Source organism: Mycobacterium sp., assembly GCF_032162605.1.
In the GTDB taxonomy this organism is placed as follows: domain Bacteria; phylum Actinomycetota; class Actinomycetes; order Mycobacteriales; family Mycobacteriaceae; genus Mycobacterium.
On sequence record NZ_JAVROT010000489.1, the window covers coordinates 1 to 21,023 of the forward strand.

At 65.9% G+C, this 21,023-nt stretch carries 21 protein-coding genes and 2 pseudogenes; 19 read left to right on the forward strand and 4 right to left on the reverse strand.

Features of this window, described 5'->3' with window-relative positions; all coding sequences use genetic code 11:
- Positions 1–84 precede the first annotated feature (84 nt).
- The 5 genes and pseudogenes from QOI01_RS26945 (at position 85) to QOI01_RS26965 (ending at position 4,536) form a co-directional block, all read left to right on the forward strand.
- Positions 85–1,008, forward strand: a complete 924-nt coding sequence (locus QOI01_RS26945; protein ID WP_526386221.1) for a sterol desaturase family protein — start codon at positions 85–87, stop codon at positions 1,006–1,008.
- Positions 1,009–1,046: 38 nt separating this feature from the next.
- Positions 1,047–2,453: an NAD(P)/FAD-dependent oxidoreductase gene (locus QOI01_RS26950; RefSeq protein WP_526386222.1), complete on the forward strand. Its 1,407-nt coding sequence runs from the start codon at positions 1,047–1,049 to the stop codon at positions 2,451–2,453.
- A gap of 164 nt (positions 2,454–2,617) precedes the next feature.
- A pseudogene (locus QOI01_RS26955) lies at positions 2,618–3,097 on the forward strand (LysM peptidoglycan-binding domain-containing protein); the annotation flags it as partial.
- 95 nt (positions 3,098–3,192) lie between these two features.
- On the forward strand, positions 3,193–3,918 hold the full coding sequence (locus QOI01_RS26960) for an Rv1815 family serine proteinase (protein WP_526386223.1): 726 nt from the start codon (positions 3,193–3,195) through the stop codon (positions 3,916–3,918).
- 48 nt (positions 3,919–3,966) lie between these two features.
- Positions 3,967–4,536, forward strand: coding sequence for a SecDF P1 head subdomain-containing protein (locus QOI01_RS26965; RefSeq protein ID WP_526386224.1), 570 nt, complete (start codon positions 3,967–3,969; stop codon positions 4,534–4,536).
- A 12-nt stretch (positions 4,537–4,548) separates the two neighbouring features.
- On the opposite strand, the gene QOI01_RS26970 is transcribed toward QOI01_RS26965, so the two are convergent.
- Positions 4,549–4,989: a nitroreductase/quinone reductase family protein gene (locus QOI01_RS26970; RefSeq protein WP_526386225.1), complete on the reverse strand. Its 441-nt coding sequence runs from the start codon at positions 4,987–4,989 to the stop codon at positions 4,549–4,551.
- Positions 4,990–5,102: 113 nt separating this feature from the next.
- Between QOI01_RS26970 and QOI01_RS26975 the strand changes: the two genes are divergently transcribed.
- From QOI01_RS26975 to QOI01_RS26985, 3 genes are all read left to right on the forward strand, one after another.
- On the forward strand, positions 5,103–5,783 hold the full coding sequence (locus tag QOI01_RS26975) for a TetR/AcrR family transcriptional regulator (RefSeq protein ID WP_526386226.1): 681 nt from the start codon (positions 5,103–5,105) through the stop codon (positions 5,781–5,783).
- Between the two features lie 64 nt (positions 5,784–5,847).
- Positions 5,848–6,342 (forward strand): VOC family protein, encoded by a 495-nt coding sequence (locus tag QOI01_RS26980; protein ID WP_526386227.1) that lies wholly within the window; start codon positions 5,848–5,850, stop codon positions 6,340–6,342.
- Positions 6,343–6,371: 29 nt separating this feature from the next.
- The gene (locus QOI01_RS26985; protein ID WP_526386228.1) at positions 6,372–7,850 is read left to right on the forward strand and encodes an FAD-binding protein; all 1,479 of its coding nucleotides are present in this window, start codon (positions 6,372–6,374) and stop codon (positions 7,848–7,850) included.
- Here the strand turns inward: QOI01_RS26985 and QOI01_RS26990 are convergent.
- Positions 7,847–8,770: pseudogene (locus QOI01_RS26990) on the reverse strand (ABC transporter ATP-binding protein/permease); the annotation flags it as partial. The gene QOI01_RS26985 and the pseudogene QOI01_RS26990 sit on opposite strands and share 4 nt — an antisense overlap.
- Between QOI01_RS26990 and QOI01_RS26995 the strand changes: the two are divergent.
- A complete protein-coding gene (locus QOI01_RS26995) occupies positions 8,733–8,888 on the forward strand; it encodes a hypothetical protein (RefSeq protein WP_526386241.1) in 156 nt (51 codons plus the stop codon). The pseudogene QOI01_RS26990 and the gene QOI01_RS26995 overlap by 38 nt on opposite strands.
- 47 nt (positions 8,889–8,935) lie before the next feature.
- On the opposite strand, the gene QOI01_RS27000 is transcribed toward QOI01_RS26995, so the two are convergent.
- Entirely contained in the window at positions 8,936–10,849 is a 1,914-nt protein-coding gene (locus QOI01_RS27000) for an ABC transporter ATP-binding protein/permease (protein ID WP_526386229.1), read from the reverse strand.
- A 44-nt stretch (positions 10,850–10,893) separates the two neighbouring features.
- Positions 10,894–12,804: an ABC transporter ATP-binding protein/permease gene (locus QOI01_RS27005; protein WP_526386230.1), complete on the reverse strand. Its 1,911-nt coding sequence runs from the start codon at positions 12,802–12,804 to the stop codon at positions 10,894–10,896.
- Positions 12,805–12,955: 151 nt separating this feature from the next.
- Between QOI01_RS27005 and secA2 the strand changes: the two genes are divergently transcribed.
- The 10 genes from secA2 to QOI01_RS27055 form a co-directional block, all read left to right on the forward strand.
- Positions 12,956–15,304, forward strand: coding sequence for an accessory Sec system translocase SecA2 (gene secA2, locus QOI01_RS27010; RefSeq protein ID WP_526386231.1), 2,349 nt, complete (start codon positions 12,956–12,958; stop codon positions 15,302–15,304).
- A gap of 9 nt (positions 15,305–15,313) precedes the next feature.
- Positions 15,314–15,964, forward strand: a complete 651-nt coding sequence (locus tag QOI01_RS27015) for a CDP-alcohol phosphatidyltransferase family protein (RefSeq protein WP_526386232.1) — start codon at positions 15,314–15,316, stop codon at positions 15,962–15,964.
- Positions 15,957–16,871, forward strand: a complete 915-nt coding sequence (locus tag QOI01_RS27020) for a DUF881 domain-containing protein (RefSeq protein ID WP_526386233.1) — start codon at positions 15,957–15,959, stop codon at positions 16,869–16,871. Before QOI01_RS27015 ends, QOI01_RS27020 begins: the two co-directional genes overlap by 8 nt.
- A gap of 10 nt (positions 16,872–16,881) precedes the next feature.
- A complete protein-coding gene (locus tag QOI01_RS27025; RefSeq protein ID WP_526386234.1) occupies positions 16,882–17,214 on the forward strand; it encodes a small basic family protein in 333 nt (110 codons plus the stop codon).
- Positions 17,215–17,217: 3 nt separating this feature from the next.
- Positions 17,218–18,057: a DUF881 domain-containing protein gene (locus QOI01_RS27030; RefSeq protein ID WP_526386235.1), complete on the forward strand. Its 840-nt coding sequence runs from the start codon at positions 17,218–17,220 to the stop codon at positions 18,055–18,057.
- A 39-nt stretch (positions 18,058–18,096) separates the two neighbouring features.
- Positions 18,097–18,492 (forward strand): glycine cleavage system protein GcvH, encoded by a 396-nt coding sequence (gene gcvH, locus QOI01_RS27035; protein WP_526386236.1) that lies wholly within the window; start codon positions 18,097–18,099, stop codon positions 18,490–18,492.
- A gap of 127 nt (positions 18,493–18,619) precedes the next feature.
- Positions 18,620–19,096: a glycogen accumulation regulator GarA gene (gene garA / locus QOI01_RS27040; protein WP_526386237.1), complete on the forward strand. Its 477-nt coding sequence runs from the start codon at positions 18,620–18,622 to the stop codon at positions 19,094–19,096.
- Positions 19,097–19,159: 63 nt separating this feature from the next.
- Positions 19,160–19,897, forward strand: a complete 738-nt coding sequence (gene ftsR / locus QOI01_RS27045; RefSeq protein ID WP_526386238.1) for a transcriptional regulator FtsR — start codon at positions 19,160–19,162, stop codon at positions 19,895–19,897.
- Positions 19,898–19,944: 47 nt separating this feature from the next.
- The gene (locus tag QOI01_RS27050) at positions 19,945–20,439 is read left to right on the forward strand and encodes a bifunctional nuclease family protein (protein WP_526386239.1); all 495 of its coding nucleotides are present in this window, start codon (positions 19,945–19,947) and stop codon (positions 20,437–20,439) included.
- A 224-nt stretch (positions 20,440–20,663) separates the two neighbouring features.
- The coding region (locus QOI01_RS27055; protein ID WP_526386240.1) for a MerR family transcriptional regulator at positions 20,664–21,023 on the forward strand (360 nt) is incomplete at its 3' end.

The following is a 21,023-nucleotide window of genomic DNA, read 5'->3' on the forward strand; positions in this document are numbered from 1 at the left end:
GTTGCGTGCCGCGTGGGGGGACGACGTTCTGAGCTTCCGCTGAGGAGTGGGTAGCTAAGCTCGCCTGCTGAGGGAGGTGTGACCATGAACGGGTTCGACGGAATTCGCACCATCTTGGACGTGTTGCCGCCGCAGATGCGCGACCCGGTGCTCTTCGCCATCCCGTTCTTTCTGCTGCTGCTCATCCTCGAATGGACGGCTGCCCGCAAGCTCGAACAGCTCGAAGACGACCGCACGCCATCCGGGGCCTACCTGCGCCGTGACGCATGGGCGAGCATCTCGATCGGGCTGGTATCGGTGGCCACCACCGCGGGCTGGAAGTTCATCGCGCTGCTCGGCTACGCCGTGATCTACGCGTACGTCGCGCCATGGCACCTGCCGTCGACCGCCTGGTACACGTGGGTGATCGCCATCGTCGGCGTCGACCTGTTGTTCTACACGTACCACCGCATCGCGCACCGTGTTCGTCTGGTCTGGGCCACGCATCAGGCGCACCACTCGAGCCAGTACTTCAACTTCGCCACCGCATTGCGGCAGAAGTGGAACAACAGCGGTGAGATTCTGATCTGGATTCCGTTGCCGCTGCTGGGTGTTCCGCCGTGGATGGTGTTCGCCAGCTTCTCGCTGAACCTGATCTACCAGTTCTGGGTGCACACCGAGCACATCGACAAGATGTGGCGGCCAGTCGAGTTCCTCTTCAACACGCCGTCGCACCACCGCGTGCACCACGGGACGGACCAGCAGTACCTCGACAAGAATTACGGCGGCATCTTCATTCTGTGGGACCGGCTCTTCGGCACCTATGCCGACGAGCTGTTCCGGCCGCACTACGGGCTGACCAAACAGGTTTCCACGTACGACATCTTGAAGTTGCAGACGCACGAGTACGTGGCGATCGCGCGCGACGTTCGACACGCCGACCGACTGCGCGACCGGCTCGGCTACGTCTTCGGCCCGCCCGGTTGGGAACCGCGCCGGACCAGTCTCCCGATCGCCGCACCGAATTGACGACCCTGTGATGTGCCGCCCTCGGTAATGTCTGCGCTGTGGATACCGTCTTCGATTCCTACGTCGATCCCGCGCTGGTCGAACGTTCGCTTGCCATAAGCACCTTTGGATCCATGTGGCTCGACATGGCGCGCCCCGAGTACCCCGCGCTGTCGAGTTCGATCGCGTGCGACCTGCTGGTGGTCGGCGGCGGTTATGCCGGATTGTGGACGGCACTGCATGCCGCGCAGCGTAATCCGGACCGACGCATCGTTCTGATCGACGCCCACCGGATCGGGTGGGCGGCATCCGGGCGCAACGGGGGATTCGTCGAAGCGAGCATCACGCACGGCAGGGAGAACGGAAAGACCCGCTGGGCAGGCGAAATCGAACAACTCGAGGTCATGGGCCTGGAGAACCTGGACGGTATGCAGGCCGAGATCGAACGGCTGGCCCTCGACGTCGAGTGGCAGCGGACCGGGATGCTGGCCGTGGCGACCGAGCCGCACCAGGTGAGGTGGCTCGAGGAGTCGGCCGCCGAGGGAGACGGGCAGTTCCTCGACGAGAGCTCCGTGCGCGCCGAGGTGGCTTCGCCGACGTTCCTGGCCGGGTTGCAACACGGCGACAGCTGCGCGATCGTGCACCCCGCAAAGTTGGCGTTCGAGCTGGCCCGCGCGTGCCGTGAAGCCGGCGTGAGCATCTACGAGCACACCAACGCGAGGTCGCTGGAGTCCGGCCGGGCCTCCATCCAGGTCGATGCGGGAGGTTCCGTCATCACGGCCGGACAGGTCGTGCTGGCGACGAACGTCTTCCCCCATCTGCTGCGGCGCAACCGGTGGCACACCGTGCCCGTCTATGACTACGTGCTGGCCACCGAACCGCTGACGGACGCGCAGGTTCGAAGCATCGGATGGCAGAACCGGCAGGGAATCGGCGACTCCGCCAACCAGTTTCACTACTACCGCATGACCGAGGACAACAGGATCGTGTTCGGTGGGTACGACGCGATCTACCATTTCGGGCGCAAGGTCGATGCCGGGTACGAGGACCGTCCCGAGACGTACCGCAGGCTGGCGGCGCACTTCTTCATCACCTTTCCCCAACTCGAGGACGTCCGCTTCAGCCATCGATGGGCGGGGGCCATCGACACCAATACCCGGTTCTGTGCGCACTGGGGCCTGGCCCGCGGGGGTCGGGTCGCGTACGTCAACGGCTTCACCGGACTCGGGGTTGGCGCCGCACGGTTTGCCGCCGACGTTTGTCTCGACCTCCTCGGCGGTGCGCCGACGCCGCGAACGGAGCTCGAGATGGTGCGGGAGAAGCCGCTGCCATTTCCTCCCGAGCCGTTGGCAAGCATCGGAATCCAGGCCACCAGATGGTCTCTCGATCGCGCCGATCACGCGGCCGGTCACCGCAACGTCCTGCTGCGCACGTTGGACGCGCTCGGCCTCGGCTTCGACTCCTAGCGGGTCATCGGACAAGGGCGCCGACTGCACGAAGGTGATTGTTCGCCAAACGTTTTGCTTGTGCGGATCCGAACCCGCCCACGAGCCCGACCGTAGCAAGTAGGCTCGCCCCGGCCGACGAAGAAAGGGTCGAACATCGTGGGAGACAGACTTACGCCAGTGACGAATCCGTCTGGTCGACGGGCACCAACGGCAAGAACGTGGTCCGCGCCGAAGTTCAGACTGACGGCAACTTCGTTCTCTACACGGCGGACGATCCGGTGTGGGCCAGTCAGACCAAGGGCGCCAAGGACGTTCGTTTGATCCTCCAGAACGACCGGAACCTGGTGCTGTACGAATTCGACGGGCCCGCCTGGTCGTCGAACACCCAGACCGACGAAGCGCCCGTGTCGGAGCCTCCACCGCCGCCGCCCGAGCTGCAAGCAGACGTCGTTCCTGCCGCAGTCGAGGAGCCGGCGCCGACAGAGGCGCCCGCACCGCCGCCGCCCGCGCCTCGCACCTACACGGTGGTGTCCGGTGACACGCTATGGGCGATCGCGGAGCGGTTCTACGGCGACGGCAACAAGTATCAGCAGATCGTCCAGGCCAGCGGTATCGCCAATCCGGACCTGATCCATCCCGGACAGGTAGTGACGATTCCGTAGCGGGGCCGTCAGGGCGGCTCGGAGTTTACTGGTGCGGGCCGCCTTTGCCGTGGGTACGCTGAGCTCCCAGCTAGCTCGACCGATCGGAGACGACGTTGCGCCGAAACTGTTTGCGCGGAGTCGTGGTGGCAACGGCGTCGATCGCGATCCTGAACTTTGCGTACGTCAGCACGTCTGCGCCCGCTCTCGCCAATCCCGGCGTCGCGGTCTATCCCGGCATGGAGATTCACCAGGACACCAACAGGTGCACGCTCGGGTTCGTCGACCTGCAGACCAGGACCGCGTATACCGCGGGCCATTGCCGCGGCAGTGGGAACGTCGGTGACAAGGACGGAAACGTCATCGGTCATCAGACGCTGTTCAGCGACAACACCCCCAATGGGGCCACCGTCGCGACCGACCACCAGATCTCCGACTGGGAGGCCATCGCCTTGGCGCCCGACGCGCAGATCAACGACATCCTGCCCGGCGGGAGGGCGCTCTCATCCGATCCGTCGGTCGTACTGCAACAGGGTCAGCAGGTCTGCCACTTCGGCGTGGTGACGGGCGAGAGCTGCGGCACCGTGGACGCCGTCAACAACGGTTGGTTCACGATGACCAACGGCGTGGTCAGCCAGAGAGGGGACTCGGGTGGCCCCGTCTACCTGCTCACCGGCGACGGGCGCGCCGTCATCGTCGGCATGTTCAACAGCACCTGGGGGCAGTTCCCCGCCGCCGTGTCATGGCCCGCAACCGACCAGCAGATCCGCCAGGAGGTCTTCACGCCCGCGGCGGACACCGTGAACGACGCGCCCCCGCCGGAAGCGCTGCCGCCGGCCTAGCCGATGAAGCGGTTCTTCACGGGGGAGCGGCGGTAGGAGCGCAAGATCATGATCGCCGCGCTGGCTTCGATCGGCATCCTGGCGATGGTGAGCACCATCGTCGTCGGAGTCGCGCTGGCGCTCTTGACGAAGGACTCGGGTCAGGCCGCACCGCGCCCGACCGTCGCGCCAACGCCGAGAGTTCCGCCGGTGATCGGTGCTCCGTTGGCGGTACGCCCCGTCGTGGGGGTGCCACTGGTGGCGAAGCCAGAGGACTGCTCAGCCGTTCGGCCGACGCCGCCGCAGGACCCCGTGCGGGTATGTGACGTCGACACGGCAGCGGTGTACCAGTTGGGCCCAGTTGGGTTGCGGCTGAATCTGACTGGGGCCACGGAGGCGAAGCTGCCGACGAGCGACTTCCATACCGTTCAGATGTCGATGGATTCGGCGTCCAGCACCGCGTTCGCGCAGTACACCGCCGCGAACGTGGGCAGGCAGCTCGCCTTCGTCCGCGACGGTGTCGTGCTCGCCGCTCCTGCCATCAACCAGCCCATCGACGGGCAGTCGCTCCAGATCTCCGGCGAGTTGAGTGCGGCCACCGCCGCCACCATCGCCAGGATGCTGCGCGACGGGACCTGAACGAGCGCTGATTCACGCCAGCTCGAAGACCGGGATCGAGGGCGCTGCGGCCACGATCTCCTCGTCGGTCGAGTCGGGGGTGAGACCGCCGACGTGCCCCTTGACCTCCCAGTACCACCGCTCGAGATAGAGCTTCAGCAGTTCCGGTTTCGCGTCATCGGCGACCTCGGTGATACCCACCTCGTGACTGCGCCGGCGCGGGCCCATCTCGACCTGGCCCGCCGCCCTGGCGTTGCGCACCCACTGGGTGTTCCCGCGAGGTGACACTACGAAGTGGCGTCCGTCGACGGTCAGCAGATTGATCACCACGCCGCGCAGCTTGCCGGTCTTGCGTCCGCGGACGCGTAGTGCGCGGGTCCCGGCAACACTGATGCCCGCCTCGGCGAGCCAGCGGAACAGCGCGTTGGCAGCGCGTGCGGTGCGGTTCGGTTCGTCATATCGAGTGGTGTTCACTTCAGCCTCCTTGGCCTGTCAAATGAATACAAGAGCGCTGCTCTTGTTCAAGGCTGGCACACGGGGTGAAGGAAATCAAGAGCAATGCTCTCGTTTCATGCGACACTGGGCGCATGGGTAAGCGGCAGGAGACCCGCGATCGGATCGAGCGAGAGATCGTCGAGGTCGGACGGCGGCACCTGGTGACCGACGGCGCCAGCGGGCTGTCGCTGCGCGCCATCGCGAGGGACCTCGGCATGGTCTCGTCGGCGGTCTACCGCTACGTCGCCAGTCGGGATGACCTGCTGACGCTGCTGATCGTCGACGCTTACACCGAACTGGCGGATACGGTCGACCTGGCAGCGGACCACTCGACCGGACCTTGGCGCGACCGGCTGCTCGCGATGGCTCGTGCGGCCCGTCGCTGGGCCGTCGAGCAGCCCGCGAGTTGGGCGTTGATGTACGGCAGCCCGGTGCCCGGCTACCACGCGCCTGCCGAGCTCACCGTCGGGCCGGGAACCCGCGTCGTGGGGTCGCTGTTCGCCGTGGTGGGATCCGGAATCGCCGTGGGCGACGTGCCAGACGACGGGCCGCCGACCACACCTGCGACCTCGGCGGACTTCGACGGCATCCGCGCCGAGTTCGACTTCGCGGGCGGCGACGCGACCGTGATGAAGTGCTTTCTGTTGTGGGCCGCCCTCGTCGGGGCCATCAGCCTGGAAGTCTTCGGTCAATATGGCGCCGATACGCTTTCGGCTCCCGCGGACGTCTTCGACGGGCAGATTCGACTGTTGATCGCAGCCCTGTCTCTGTGAGCCCGCCGCTGAGAACTAGAACACGTTCTGGCCAGGGGCCCACGCCGGAGATATCCTCAAGGCGATGCATGACCAGACACCTGTCCAGATCGCCTGGGTGACCCGCGACCTCGACGCAGGAGAGAAGGCGTTGACCAGCCTGATGGGCGCCAAGAAGTGGGTGCGCATGCCCGACGTCCACTTCGGCCCCGACACCTGCACGCACCGCGGACGTCCCGCCGACTTCGTTGCCCACATCTCGCTGTCGTATGCGGGCGACACCCAGCTCGAGCTCATCGAACCGGTGAGGGGTGAAAGCGTCTACACCGACTCTTTGAACACGGCGGGCCCGGGTCTGCACCACGTCTGCGTGGAGGCCGGTGACATCGAGACCTTCGACGCCATGCTGCGCGATGCCGAGCGCGAAGGAACTCCCGTCATCTCGCAGGGCATCATGCCCGGCGGTTTGCGGTTCGCCTACGTCTCCGCCGCGGACGCGGGCGTCCCCTACATCGAGATCGCGCATGTCTCGTCCGAGATTCGGGCGTTCTTCGACTACGTGAAACAGGAGCAAAAGTGACGCCCGACGAGCGCTTGCGCGAGGAGAAAATGACCGAAATCCCCGAAACCGTCGCCGCCGCTGACGTATCGGAGTGGACCGACGAGTTCGACGTCGTCGTCGTCGGCTTCGGCATCGCAGGCGGCTGCGCGGCGGTCAGCGCGGCCGCCGCGGGAGCGAAGGTACTCGTCCTCGAGCGGGCCGCGGCCGCAGGCGGAACCACCTCCATGGCCGGTGGACACTTCTACCTCGGTGGTGGCACCGCGGTACAGGAGGCCACCGGGCACGAGGACTCCGCCGAGGAGATGTACAAGTACCTCGTCGCCGTGTCGAGCGATCCCGACCTTGACAAGATTCGGGCTTACACGGACCACAGCGTCGAGCACTTCAACTGGTTGGAGGACTTGGGTTTTCAGTTCGAGCGCAGCTACTACCCGGGGAAGGTGGTGGTCCCGCCGAACACCGAGGGACTGTCCTACACGGGCAACGAGTTGGTCTGGCCGTACAGGGACCAGGCGAAGCCCGCGCCGCGCGGGCATTCCGTGCCGGTCCCTGGTGAGCTGGGCGGTGCCGCCATGGTCATCGACCTCCTGCTGAAACGAGCCGATGACCTCGGCGTGCAGATCCGCTACGAGGTCGGCGTCACCAACCTCGTCGTCGAGGAGCGCGCGGTGGTCGGCGTCGGGTGGAAGCACTTCAAGGAAACCGGCGCGATCAAGGCCAACGCCGTCGTCATCGCCGCAGGCGGTTTCGCGATGAACCCGGAGATGGTCGGCGAGCACACCCCGCTGCTGGGTCAGAAACGGCGTACCAAACACCACGGACTGGTCGAGCCGTACATCCTCGGCAACCCCCACGACGACGGACTCGGCATCCGGATGGGGGTGTCGGCGGGCGGGGCGACCAAGAACATGGATCAAATGTTCATCACAGCCGCGGCGTACCCGCCGGAGATCCTGCTCACCGGCGTCGTCGTCAATCAAGACGGCAAGCGCTTCGTCGCCGAGGACTCCTACCACTCGCGCACGTCCGCCTTCGTGATGCAGCAGCCGGAGCAGGTGGCGTACCTCGTCGTCGACGAGGAACACATGGAGATGCCTTCGATGCCGTTGATCAAGTTCATCGACGGCTACGAGACGGTCGAAGAGTTGGAGACCGCTCTGGGCATCCCTGCGGGCAACCTGGCCGCCACGCTGAGTCGATACAACGAGTACGCCGCCAAGGGGGAGGACCCCGACTTCCACAAGCAGCCGGATTACCTTGCGCCGCAGGACAAGGGACCGTGGGCCGCCTTCGACCTGTCGCTGGGCCGGGCCATGTACTCGGGGTTCACCATGGGTGGATTGACGACGGGCATCGACGGTGAGGTGCTGCGGGCGGACGGAAGCGTCGTCAAGGGGCTCTACGCCGCGGGAGCGTGCGCAAGCAACATCGCCGAGGACGGCATGGGCTACTCCAGCGGCACACAGCTCGGCGAGGGATCGTTCTTCGGGCGGCGCGCGGGCACGCACGCGGCCAAGGTGAACTAGCCACCCGCGCCGCCGATTCGGGCGAGTCGCCACTGGCCTTCACCGAGCAGCTCCAGCCGGTTGTCGTGATGTTGCTCCACGGTGCCGCGGTGGCTGACGCTGACTACGATGCAGTCAGGCAAAGCTCGTCGCAACGCTCGATACAACGCGAACTCCTGGCCCTCCGTCCAGCGCCGACGTGGACTCGTCGAGGAATACCGCCCGGGTGCCTTGAGCAGCACCCTTGCGAACGCAATGCGCTGCTGCTCGCCGGGGGAGAGCACCTTCGACCAGTCGGCGGTCTCGTCCAGCCGGGAGCCCAGATGCGCGAGAGCCACGACGTCCAACGCACCTCGAATCTCGTTGTCGCCAAAGGTGTCCCGGAAGTTCGGGTAGCACGTCACCGTGCGGAGGTCGCCCAGCGGCGCATAGGGAAGCTGAGGCAAACATCGCGCCGTCCTCCGATGGGTAGCGGACCAACCCCGACGCGTACGGCCACATCTGCGAGAGACTGCGCAGCAGCGTGGTCTTGCCGCTGCTCGACCGACCCGTGATGACGAGTGAGTCCCCCGCCGCGAGCCGAACCGCCAAGCCTTCGACGAGTGCGTCCCCTGACGGCGACCGTACGGCCACGTCGTCCAACTCCATCAGGCCATCGGCACGGGTCTCTGCCGCTAGTCGGGTCAATGTCCTTGACCTTTCGTTGGCGGTGAGGAGACCGTCGAGACGAATGATCGCCGCCCGGTAGCTCGCGAACGCGTCGTAGACAGCGCGGAAGAACGACACGACCCCTGTACCGATCGGAACGCGCTCGACGACTGGCTAACGTCACCGAGGTTGATCTGGCCTGCGAACAGCCGGGGTGCCTGAATGACGAGGGGGGGCGGGTCGATGATCTGCGACATGGCCTTGTTCCAGCCGAGGAAGGCCACCCCACGCCGCGTCGAGGAGGCGCTGATCGCCCATGCCTTGGCGACCCAGATGAGCGACGCGACGATCTCGCTGCCCCAGCCCAGCAACGGGGTGAACATCACCATGCGGGGAAGCTACCCGGGGTAATTCCACGGAGGGCAGGAGCGGAGCGACCCGGGAATGTCCGAGCGTCGCTAGACCGGGACCACCTCGTCGCCGACGGTGCTCAGCTGCCATTCGCCACCGCCGAGCAGGTGCAGCTGCTTGGTGTGGTGCTGTTCGACGGTCTTGCGGTGACTCACGCTGACCAGGATGGTGTCCGGCAGTTCGGTGCGAACCAGTTGGTACAGCGTCATCTCCAGGCCTTCGTCCAACGCGGACGTCGACTCGTCGAGGAAGACGGCCTTGGGCTTGGTCAACACGATGCGGGCGAACGCAATTCGCTGCTGCTCGCCGGGTGAGAGAACCTTGGCCCAGTCCTCGACCTCGTCGAGCCGGTGGCTCAGGTGCGGTAGCGCAACCTTCGCAAGGACGTCGTGCAACTCGGAGTCCTCGAGCGACCCCTCCTCACACGGATAGGAAATGACCGCGCGCAGGTCGCCGAGCGGTACGTACGGCATCTGGGACAGGAACATCGTCTCGTTGGGTCCGCACGGACGGGTCAGCGTGCCGGACGTGAACGGCCACAGTTCCGCCAGGCTGCGCAGCAGCGTGGTCTTGCCGCTGCCCGACTTGCCGGTGACCACCAGGGTGTCGCCGATCTCAAGGCGCATGTCGAGCGGGCTGACGAGCTGCTTGCCATCGGGTGTGCGCACCTCTACCCGGTCGAGCTGAACGGTGCCGTCGACGCACGCCGCGGTCGTCACGGTCGGCAGGGCCCGGCCCTCCTCGCTCGCGACAACCAGGCCGTGCAGACGGATGATGGCCGCGCGGTACCCGGCGAACTGGTCGTAGGCGTTTCTGAAGAACGACAATCCGGTCTGGATGCTGCCGAACGCCGACGACGATTGCGACATCGCGCCGAGGGTGATCTCACCGGAGAAGAACCGCGGAAACTGCAAGATGTACGGCAGCGGCACGATGATTTGGCTGAGCGAGAGGTTCCAACCGTAGAACCCGATCATCCGGTTGATGAACCGCTTGTAGTTGCCCAAGACGGAGCCGAAGCGCCGCCGCAGTCCCACGCGCTCGGCGATCTCCCCGCGGTAGAACGCGACCGCCTCGGATGCGTCGCGCAGTCGCACCAGCGCGTAGCGGAAGGCGGCGTTGTACTTCTCGTTGTCGAACGAGTACCAGATGATCGGCTTGCCGATCCAGAACGCGATCACGGATGCGAACACCACGTAGAACAGCCCGATCCAGAACATCGCCTTCGGCATCGACACGCCGAAGAGCGTCAGAGTGCCCGAGAGGTTCCACAGGATCGCGGTGAACGAGATCATCGACGTGATCGCGGAGATCGCCCCGAACAGCAGGGTGTTGCCGGAAGTGTTGTTCGGAGTGTTGGGGAGTGGCCCGACGCCTGCGGTGAAGATGTCGACGTCGTACTGGATGCGCTGGTCCGGGTTGTCGATCGTGTCGTCGATGAAACGAGCCCGGTAGAACGCCTTGCCATCGAGCCAGTCGCCGGTCAGGCGATCTGTCAGCCAGGCCCGCCAGGCCAGCATGAACCGCTGGGTCAGGAACAGGTCCAACATGACCTGCCCGACGTAAATGCTGGCCAACACGGCGAAGACTCTCATCGAGAGCCAGAAGCCGGCCTTGCCGGACTGCTTCACCGCTTCGTCGCCGTTGCCGAGACCCGCCGCGATCACCTGGAAGCTGGTCATCATGTCGTTGCCGTAGAAGCTGATGAGCACGTCGATCCGCACCCCGATGATCACCGACAGCAAGAGCAACCCGAGCCAGAGCCAGATCCTGATGCTCGACCGACCGGTGAAGTACGCGCCGGTGACACGCCAGAACTGACGCCCCCAGGTGGTGTAGCGGCCGATGAGCACCAGCACCGCTATCGTGCCCACCGCCGCGATGGCCCATCCCTTGGCGATCCACCACAATGACGTGAGCCACTCGCTGCTCCAGTCGAGCGTCGGGGTGAACTTCTCCATCCCGGCAAGGTACCCCGATGGGCCGCCGCCAGCCGTTCCGAGGGTCAACTCGCCGTGGAAATCGATTCGAGTCGCCAGGAGCCGTCGCCGAGTAGCTCGAGTTGGCGCTCGTGATGCTGCTCGACGGTGTCGCGATGGCTCACGCTGACCACGATCGAGGCGGGCAACGATTCCCGGATGAGCCGGTAGAGCATCAATTCCAGGCCCTCGTCCATCGCGGACGTCGACTCGTCGAGGAAGACCACTTTCGGCTTGTTCAGCAGGATCCGCGCGAACGCGATGCGCTGTTGCTCGCCGACCGACAGCACCTTGGCCCAGTCCTTGATCTCACTGATCCAAATGACGAGGTGCGGCAAGGCCACCTTCAGAAGCGCCTCCTGAATCTCACCTTTGTCGACCACACCGTCTGGACGCGGATACGACGTGACGGCGCACAGATCTCCGAGCGGGATGTACGGCAACTGCGAGACGAACATCACGTCGCGCTCGTCGACCGGAAACCGGACCGTGCCCGAGCCGTACGGCCACAGTCCGGCCAGGGCTTCCAACAGAGTGGTCTTGCCGCAACCCGACGGGCCCTTGATCACCACGCTCTGCCCGGGTTCGAGCCGCAGGTTCAGTGCACCGACGAGCTGATGACCATCGGGAGTGCTGACGTCGACGTCCTCGAGGTGCACCGCACCGTCCGACGATTTCCCGATTGCCAATTGAGGCATCAACCTAGTGCGTTCGTTCATCGTGATCAGACCGTCGAGGCGGATCAGCGCAGCTCGGTACCCGGCGAAGGCGTCGTAGGCGTTGCGGAAGAACGACAGGGCGTCGTGGATCGCGTGGAAGGCGGTCGCCGACTGCATGACGTCGCCGAAGGTGATCTGCTGGGCGAAGAGCCGTTGCGCCTGAACGATGTATGGCAATGGGTTGATCGCCTGGCTCACCGAAAGGTTGAAGCCCAGGAAGAGGACCATTCTGTTGAGCCAGTGGTGGTAGTTCGTGATGACCGCGGCGAGCCGACCGTGCAACTGTTGGCGTTCGGCGTCCTCCCCGCGGTAGAGGCCAACCGCGTTGGCAGCTTCCTTCATCCGGATCATGGCGTAGCGGAAGCTGGCATTGCGGAACTCGTTGAGAAAGCTCAGCCGGATGAGCGGGCGACCGATCCAGAAGGCGAAGACCGTCGCCACCAGCACGTAGACGATGACGATCCAGAACAGTGCCCGTGGCAGCGTCACGTCGAAGACCGTCAGCGGACCCGACAGGTGCCACATGATCACCCCGAACGAGACGACACTCAGGACGGACTCCACGGCGCCGAAGAGCAGCGTGTTGCCCGAACCGTGCGATGGCGTATTCGGTTCGCCCGTGATCGCGGTGACGATGTCGATGTCCTGCTGGATGCGTTGATCGGGGTTGTCGACCGGGGTGCTGGTCAGCTGACCGCGGTAATAGGCGTATCCGCCGAGCCAGTCGTCGACCAGTCGTTGCGTGACCCACACTCGCCAGCGAATGGTGAACCGCTGCATCAGATAGAGGTCCGCCAGCGACCGGACGGTGGCTACCGTCGCCAGCACGGCGAAGATTCGCATCGAAGTCCAGAACCCGTCGATCCCGGTGCCCTTCAACGAGCCGTCCGGGGATGCGTTGCCCTCGAAGGCAACCTGCAAGGACGAGAACAGATCGTTGGCGTAATAACTGAGCAGAACGCTGATGCGCACCGAAAGAACCGCCGACAGCAACAGGACCGCCAGCAAGAGCCACCCGGGCAGGCTGGGGCGCCCCGCGGTGAAGTACCCGCCGTTGATGCGCCAGAACTGGCGTCCCCATTCGGTGAACCGCCCGAGCAGGACGAGGACCACGGCGAGACAGACGACGGTGATGGCGAAGGTCTCCAAAACCCACCGAGTCGACACGAGGAGTTCGTCGTTCCAGTCGACCGACGGCTTGAACTCTGAAGAATCCATCCGATGAAACTCCTCCGCGGGCGTCCGGCGACACCGCTCAGCGCGAAGTTACCGCAGCAAGAGGCCGGTGATGCGGTTCGCTGTCCGATCCCGCGACCGTGTTGGACACGCACGCTCGCGGGGGGTATTCGGCGCCGCGTACCTTGAACACGTGCCAAAGAGTTCGCCGAAGACGAAAGACCGCACCTCCGGTCGGCTGAGCAACCGATTCTGGAAGCTGCTCGGCGCCAGTACCGACAAGGACCAGGCCCAATCGATGGAGCTGGTGCGCGCCTCGGCGGAGTTCGACGAGAAGGCGGCGGGCCTCGACGACGAGAAGCTGCAGAAGGCCGCGGAGCTGCTCAACCTCGACGGGCTCGCCGAGTCAGCCGACATCCCGCAGTTCCTGGCCGTCGCCCGTGAGGCATCGGAGCGGGCAACGAGCTTGCGGCCGTTCGACGTTCAGCTGCTCGGCGCGCTGCGCATGCTGGCCGGCGACGTCGTCGAGATGGCGACCGGCGAGGGCAAGACGCTCGCCGGGGCGATCGCTGCCGCGGGATACGCGATCGCGGGCCGCAGCGTGCACGTCATCTCGGTGAACGACTATCTGGCCCGCCGCGACGCCGAGTGGATGGGCCCGCTGCTTGAGGCAATGGGTTTGACCGTCGGCTGGATCACCGCCGAGTCGACCGCCGACGAACGCCGCGCCGCCTACGGACGCGACGTGACCTACGCGTCGGTCAACGAAATCGGCTTCGACGTGCTGCGCGACCAGCTGGTCACCGACGTCGACGACCTGGTGTCGCCCGACCCCGACGTCGCCCTCATCGACGAAGCCGACTCGGTGCTGGTCGACGAGGCGCTGGTGCCGCTCGTGCTGGCGGGCACCACCCATCGCGAGACGCCGCGGCTGGAGATCATCCGGCTCGTCGGCGAGCTCGTCCCCGTCAAGGACTACGACACCGACGCAGACCGCCGCAACGTCCACCTCACCGACGAGGGAGCCCGCAAGCTCGAGAAGGCGCTCGGCGGCATCGACATCTACTCCGAGGAGAACGTCAGCACCACGTTGACCGAGGTCAACGTCGCGCTGCACGCTCACGTGCTGTTGCAGCGCGACGTGCACTACATCGTGCGTGACGACCGGGTGCAGCTGATCAACGCGTCACGCGGCCGCATCGCCCAGCTGCAGCGCTGGCCCGACGGACTTCAGGCGGCAGTCGAGGCCAAGGAGGGCATCGAGCCCACCGAGACCGGCGAAGTACTCGACACCATCACCGTGCAGGCACTGATCAACCGCTATCCGCGGGTCTGCGGGATGACGGGAACGGCACTGGCCGCCGGCGAGCAGCTGCGGCAGTTCTACAAGCTCGGCGTGTCCCCGATCCCGCCGAACACGCCCAACGTGCGCGAGGACGACGTCGACCGCGTCTATATCACTGCGGCCGCCAAGATCGACGCCGTCATCGATCACATCAAGTCGGTTCACGAGACCGGCCAGCCGGTGCTTGTCGGCACGCGCGACGTCGCCGAATCGGAGGAGCTGCACGAGCGGCTCACCAAGTCCGGCATACCCGCAGTGGTGCTCAACGCGAAGAACGACGAGGAGGAGGCACGCGTCATCGCCGAGGCAGGCACGCTGCATTCGGTGACCGTGTCCACCCAGATCGCCGGCCGCGGCACCGACATCCGGCTGGGAGGTTCCGACGTAGACAGTCGCTCCGCCCAAAAGGAAGAGGTGGCCGAACTCGGCGGCCTGCATGTCATCGGCACCGGCCGACACCACACCGAGCGCCTCGACAACCAGCTGCGTGGCCGCGCCGGACGACAGGGTGACCCCGGCTCGTCGGTCTTCTTCTCCAGTTGGGAAGACACCGTGGTCGTCGCCCACCTCGAGCCGGAGAAGCTGCCGACGGCGACCGACGAGGACGGCCGCATCACGAACGACAAGGCAGCGCAGCTGCTCGAACACGCCCAACGCGTCGCCGAGGGCAGGCTCCTCGACGTGCACGCCAACACCTGGCGCTACAACCAGCTTGTCGCCCAGCAGCGCGCGATCCTGGTCGAACGTCGAAGCACCTTGCTGCGCACCGCGACCGCCCGCGAAGAGCTGGCCGCGAGATCGCCGGAGCGCTACGAGGAACTGGTCACCGAGATCGGCGAGGAACGGCTGGAGAAGATCAGCCGGCAGATCATGCTGTACCACCTCGACCGCGGCTGGGCCGACCATCAGGCCTACCTGTCCGACATTCGCGAGAGCATCCACCTGCGCGCATTGGGCAGGCAGAACCCGCTCGATGAATTCCACCGGCTGGCCGTCGACGCGTTCGCCTCCTTGGCCGCCGACGCCATCGAAGCCGCGCAGCAGACCTTCGAGACCGCCAACGTGCTGGAAGACGAGCAGGGCCTCGACCTGTCGAAGCTCGCCAGGCCGACGTCGACCTGGACGTACATGATTCACGACGACCCGATGGCCGACGACACGATGTCTGCGCTGAGTCTGCCCGGGGTGTTCCGCTAGGTTCAACGCATGGAGCCTCGTTCGGGGGAGAGCGAAGCGACCGGGGGATCTGCATCGGCGTCCCAGGACACCGGTGACCGGGTGCTGACCATTCCCAATGCGCTCAGCGTGTTGCGTTTGGTGCTGGTGCCCGTCTTCATCTACCTGCTGGCCGTCGACGCCAACGCACTCGCGGTCGCGGTGCTGATGTTCAGCGGCTTCTCGGATTGGGCGGACGGCAAGATCGCCCGCCTCGTCGACAACCAGTCGTCGCGGCTCGGCGCGCTGCTCGATCCGGCCGTCGACCGCATCTACATGGTGGTCGTCCCCGTCGCGCTGGCAGCCTACGGCATCGTGCCCTGGTGGTTCGTGCTCGTCCTCATCGGTCGTGACGTGTTGTTGGCCTTGACCTTTCCGGTCCTGCGCAGTCGCGGGTTCATGGCATTACCGGTGACCTACCTCGGCAAGGCCGCAACGTTCTCGTTGATGTCGGGTTTCCCGTTCGTGCTGCTGGGCCAGTGGGACGCGCTGTGGAGCCGGGTGATCCTGGCCTGCGGATGGGCGTTCCTCGGCTGGGGGATGGCCATGTACCTGTGGTCGGGCGTGCTGTACCTCGTCCAGGTCACCATGGTGGTTCGGCAGCTTCCCCGTCGGTCGCGCGCCAGGCGAGGGCGTGTCTGACGACGAGCGCGCGCTCGGCGGCTACAGCCCGGACGCCGGACGCAACGCCCACGAAGCGGGCGCGCCGACGCTGATCCCGGTGCCATCGCTGCTGCGGTCGCTGCTGTCCGAGCACCTCGATCCCGGCTACGCTGCGGCCGCCGAGCGGCGGAAGGCGGGCACCCCGACAAGCAAGTCCGCGAACTTCGGCTGGCAGCTCCTGGCTGGGCTGCTCGTGGCCGCGGTGTTCGCCGCCGCAGCCGCCCAGGCGCAGTCCGTCGCCCCCGCGACCCAAGAGACCCGGCAGGTGTTGGCAGCCGGCGTCGGGAACGTGCAGAAGGCGACGAACGAGGCCACGGCGCGCCGCGACGCGCTGGCCGGGCAGGTCGAGTCGGAACGGCGCAGCCGCCTCGCGGGTGACGAGCGCGGCAGACAGTTGCTCGCCGGCCTTGACGCCGCAGAGTTCACCGCCGGGGCCACGGCCGTGCACGGTCCCGGGCTGACCGTGTCGGTCACCGAACCCCCTGCCGCACGCGATCTCAGCGACGTGTCCAAGCAGCGCGTCGCGGGCAGCCCACAGGTCATCCTCGACCGCGACCTGCAGCTGGTGGTCAACTCGCTGTGGGTCAGCGGCGCAGAGGCGATTGCCGTCGGAGGCGTCCGCATCGGACCCAACGTCACCGTCCGGCAGGCCGGTGGCGGACTGCTGGTCGACAACCAGCCGATCACCAACCCCTACGTCGTTCTGGCCGTAGGTGCGCCGCACGGGATGCACGACGCCTTCGATCAGAGTCCTGGTCTGCAACGTCTGCGGATCCTGGAGTCGTCCTACGGGGTCGTCGTCAACGTCAGCGAGTCCGACGATCTGAGCCTTCCCGCGAGTCCGGTGCGAGACGTCAACTTCGCCAAGCAGATTGGACCGAGATGATCGGAAACCGATGATAGGAATAGCCGCACTGGTCGTTGGCATCGCCCTCGGTCTGGTGTTCCACCCAAGCGTGCCGGAGGTCATCCAGCCGTACCTTCCCATCGCGGTGGTGGCGGCGCTCGACGCGGTGTTCGGGGGACTGCGCGCATACCTGGAGCGGATCTTCGACTCCAAGGTCTTCGTGGTGTCGTTCGTCTTCAACGTGCTCGTCGCGGCGCTCATCGTGTTCGTCGGCGACCAGCTCGGGGTGGGCACCCAGCTCTCGACCGCGATCATCGTGGTCCTGGGCATCCGCATCTTCGGCAACGCCGCCGCCCTGCGGCGCAGGCTGTTCGGTGCCTGACCGATGACCGACCCGACGTCACCGGCCGTCCCCGAACCCATCCCCGAACCCGTCCCCGAACACGGCAGACACGAGCGACAGGCCGACGAACCGATGCGCCCGATCGGCGACCTGCAGCCGGGCGGCATGGCGGGAGTGATGCGGCGCGGCCGGTCCCAGATCGCCTTCGGGGCGTTGGCCGTGGTGTTGTGCCTACTGCTCGGCGTGGCGATCGTGACGCAGGCGCGCCAGACCGAGTCGGGCGACTCGCTCGAAACGGCTCGACCGGCCGACCTGCTGGTACTCCTGGATTCACTGCAGCAACGCGAAGCCGCGCTGAACACCGAGGTCGCCGACCTGCAGCGGACGCTCGAGTCGCTGCGGACATCTGGCAGCAACGACCAGGCCGCGATCGAGAACGCGCAGGCCCGTCTGGCGGCCCTGTCGATCCTGATCGGGACCGTGGCCGCGACGGGACCCGGTGTGACGATCACCATTGACGACACCGCGCCAGGGGTGTCGCCCGAGACCATGCTCGACGTGGTCAACGAGCTGCGGGCGGCGGGTGCGGAGGCCATGCAGGTGAGCAGTACGGGCCCGGCGCCGATACGGGTGGGAGTCGACACCTGGGTGGTGGGGTCGCCCGGTGCCCTCGTCGTCGACGGCACGACGCTCAACCCGCCGTACTCCGTTCTCGCCATTGGAGATCCAGCGACGTTGGCGGCGGCCATGAACATCCCGGGTGGGGCCGTGGACAGCGTCGAGCGCGTCGGCGGGACAATGACGGTGCAGCAAGCCGACGTGGTGAACGTGACCGCCTTGCGGCAACCGAAACCACGCCAATACGCTCAGCCCGTCAAGTGAGCACGACATCCACATCCAGCCGGAGAACCGAGGAGCGCCGTGAGCGAGATTCCGTCCGACCTTTACTACACCGCGGACCACGAGTGGGTGCGTCGGACGGGTGACGACACCGTGCGTGTCGGTATCACCGACTACGCCCAGGCCGCGCTGGGTGACGTGGTGTTCGTTGAACTGCCGGACGTCGACGCCGAGGTGGCGGCGGGCAATGAGTTCGGCACCGTGGAGTCGACCAAGTCGAATTCGGATCTGTATGCGCCGATCACCGCCAAAGTCGTTGGCGTAAATGACGATCTGGCGGATTCGCCGGAGCTGGTCAACTCCGAGCCGTATGGCGGCGGATGGCTCATCGACTTGCAGATCGACGCAGCATCGCTTTCAGAGGCGCTGAGCGCTCTCCTCGACGCCGACGCCTACGGTGCAACCCTCGACGAATGAGAATTCCGGCGGTGGTGGACACGGTGGCCTCCCGAGCGCGGTACGGTCGTCTCGAGACGCACGACGGCCGGCGTTACTGTCTGCGCGCTCGCCAACCATCGCCACAGCAGCCAGTAAGGAGCACCGGGTGACGGACAACGACACCAGTTCGGGCGCTGATCAGTCCGAAGAAGTCACGGTAGAGACCACCTCGGTCTTCCGGTCGGACTTCCTCAACGAATTGGACGCACCGCCCTCGACGGGCAGCGACAACACCGTCTCGGGGGTTGAGGGACTGCCGGCAGGTTCGGCGTTGCTCGTCGTCAAGCGCGGTCCGAACGCCGGGTCGCGGTTCCTGCTCGACCAGCCGAGAACCTCGGCCGGTCGGCATCCCGACAGCGACATCTTCCTCGATGACGTGACCGTGAGCCGCAGGCACGCGGAGTTCCGGCTCGAGACCGCCGAGTTCCAGGTCGTCGACGTCGGCAGCCTCAATGGCACCTACGTCAACCGCGAGCCCGTGGATTCCGCTGTTCTGGCCAACGGCGACGAGGTCCAGATCGGCAAGTTCCGACTGGTCTTTCTCACCGGGCCGAAAGGCGACGACGGCGGTTCGGCCAGCTAATGGTGCGATGACCGCTCGCAGCGGTGATGAGCACTGGCGCGAAGAGCAGACAGTGAAGAGCCGATGACACAGCCCGACACCCCAGCGCTCGCCGGGATGTCGATCGGAGCGGTCCTGGACTCGCTGCGACCCGACTTTCCGGACGTGACCATCTCCAAGATCCGCTTCCTGGAGGCTGAAGGACTGGTCACGCCGCAGCGCTCGGGTTCGGGTTACCGGCGGTTCACCGCGTATGACTGTGCGCGGCTGCGGTTCATCTTGACCGCGCAACGCGACCACTACCTGCCGCTGAAGGTCATCAAGGCGCAGCTCGACACTCAACCCGACGGAGCCTTACCCGAAAACGGATCGGGTTACGGCGTACCTCGATTGGTTCGGCTGCCGGGCGACGGGGACGACACCGTCGGCGTCGAGGACAGGGCAGCGGTGGCACCTGCCCAGGTCAGGCTGAGCCGCGGCGATCTGCTGATTCGCTCCGGAGTGGACGAGGAACTGCTCGGCTCCCTGGTCAAGGCTGGAATCATCAAGTCGGGCCCTGGCGGGTTCTTCGACGAACATTCGGTCGTGACGGCGCAGTGCGCGAAGGCACTGGCCGACTACGGGGTCGAGCCCCGCCACCTGCGGGCCTTTCGGTCGGCGGCGGATCGACAGTCCGATCTGATCGCCCAGATCGCGGGCCCTGTGGTGAAGGCCGGCGCCAGGGACCGCGCTGACGACCTGGCTCGGGAAGTCGCGGCGCTGGCAATCACGTTGCACACTTCGTTGATCAAGTCGGCCGTGCGCGACGTTCTGGATCGCTGAGGATTAGACTCGGCCACGACGGCTAGCGGCGCGGAGGGCAGACTCAGATGGGCGAGGTTCGTGTAGTCGGCATTCGCGTGGAGCAGCCACAGAATCAACCGGTTCTGCTGCTGCGCGAATCCAACGGAGATCGCTATTTGCCGATCTGGATCGGGCAGATGGAGGCTCAGGCGATCGCGCTCGAACAGCAGGGCGTCGAGACCACCCGGCCCATGACGCATGACCTCATCCGCGATCTGATTACCGCCCTTGGGCATTCACTCAAGGAGGTCCGGATCGTCGATCTGCAGGAAGGCACGTTCTACGCCGACCTGATCTTCGATCGCGACATCAAGGTCTCCGCACGGCCGTCGGACTCCGTGGCGATCGCCATGCGTACCGGTGTCCCCATCTACGTCGAAGAGGCGGTGCTGGCCGAGGCCGGGCTGCTGATTCCCGACGAGTCCGATGAGGAAACCACCGGGGCGGTGCGGGAGGACGAGGTCGAGAAGTTCAAGGAGTTCCTCGACAGCGTGTCACCGGACGACTTCAAGGCCACCTGAGGGTCGATAGTCACGGATGCGTCTCACGCCCTCGACACGCGCGGCCGCTGTCGTGGATCCGCGTCGTGGGCAGCCATACTTTGATCGTCATGAGGGCAGAGAGTACGGAGCGATGCGCGTATGCTCGACGTACTCGAGCTCGGAGCAAACGTGCTTAGTTGATTGTTGCGTCATCATTGGCGCTGCGAGGCACAGGTCCAGATCGATCGGCGAGAGGATGGGCAGTGGGAGACACGCCACGTCAGGAGCAGTTGGATCTCACATCCAGCGGCACGCCGGACCGGGTGGTCTCGACCGCCTCCGGCGAACCCGTACAGGGTGGCTTGTTCCCTGACGACTCCCTGCCGGACGAGTTGGTGGGCTATCGCGGTCCGAGTGCCTGCCAGATCGCGGGAATCACCTACCGGCAGTTGGACTACTGGGCCAGGACCTCGCTGGTGGTGCCCTCGATCCGCGGAGCGGCGGGCTCCGGCAGCCAGCGCCTCTACTCGTTCAAGGACATTCTGGTCCTCAAGATCGTCAAAAGACTTCTCGATACCGGCATCTCGCTGCACAACATCCGGGTCGCGGTCGATCACCTACGT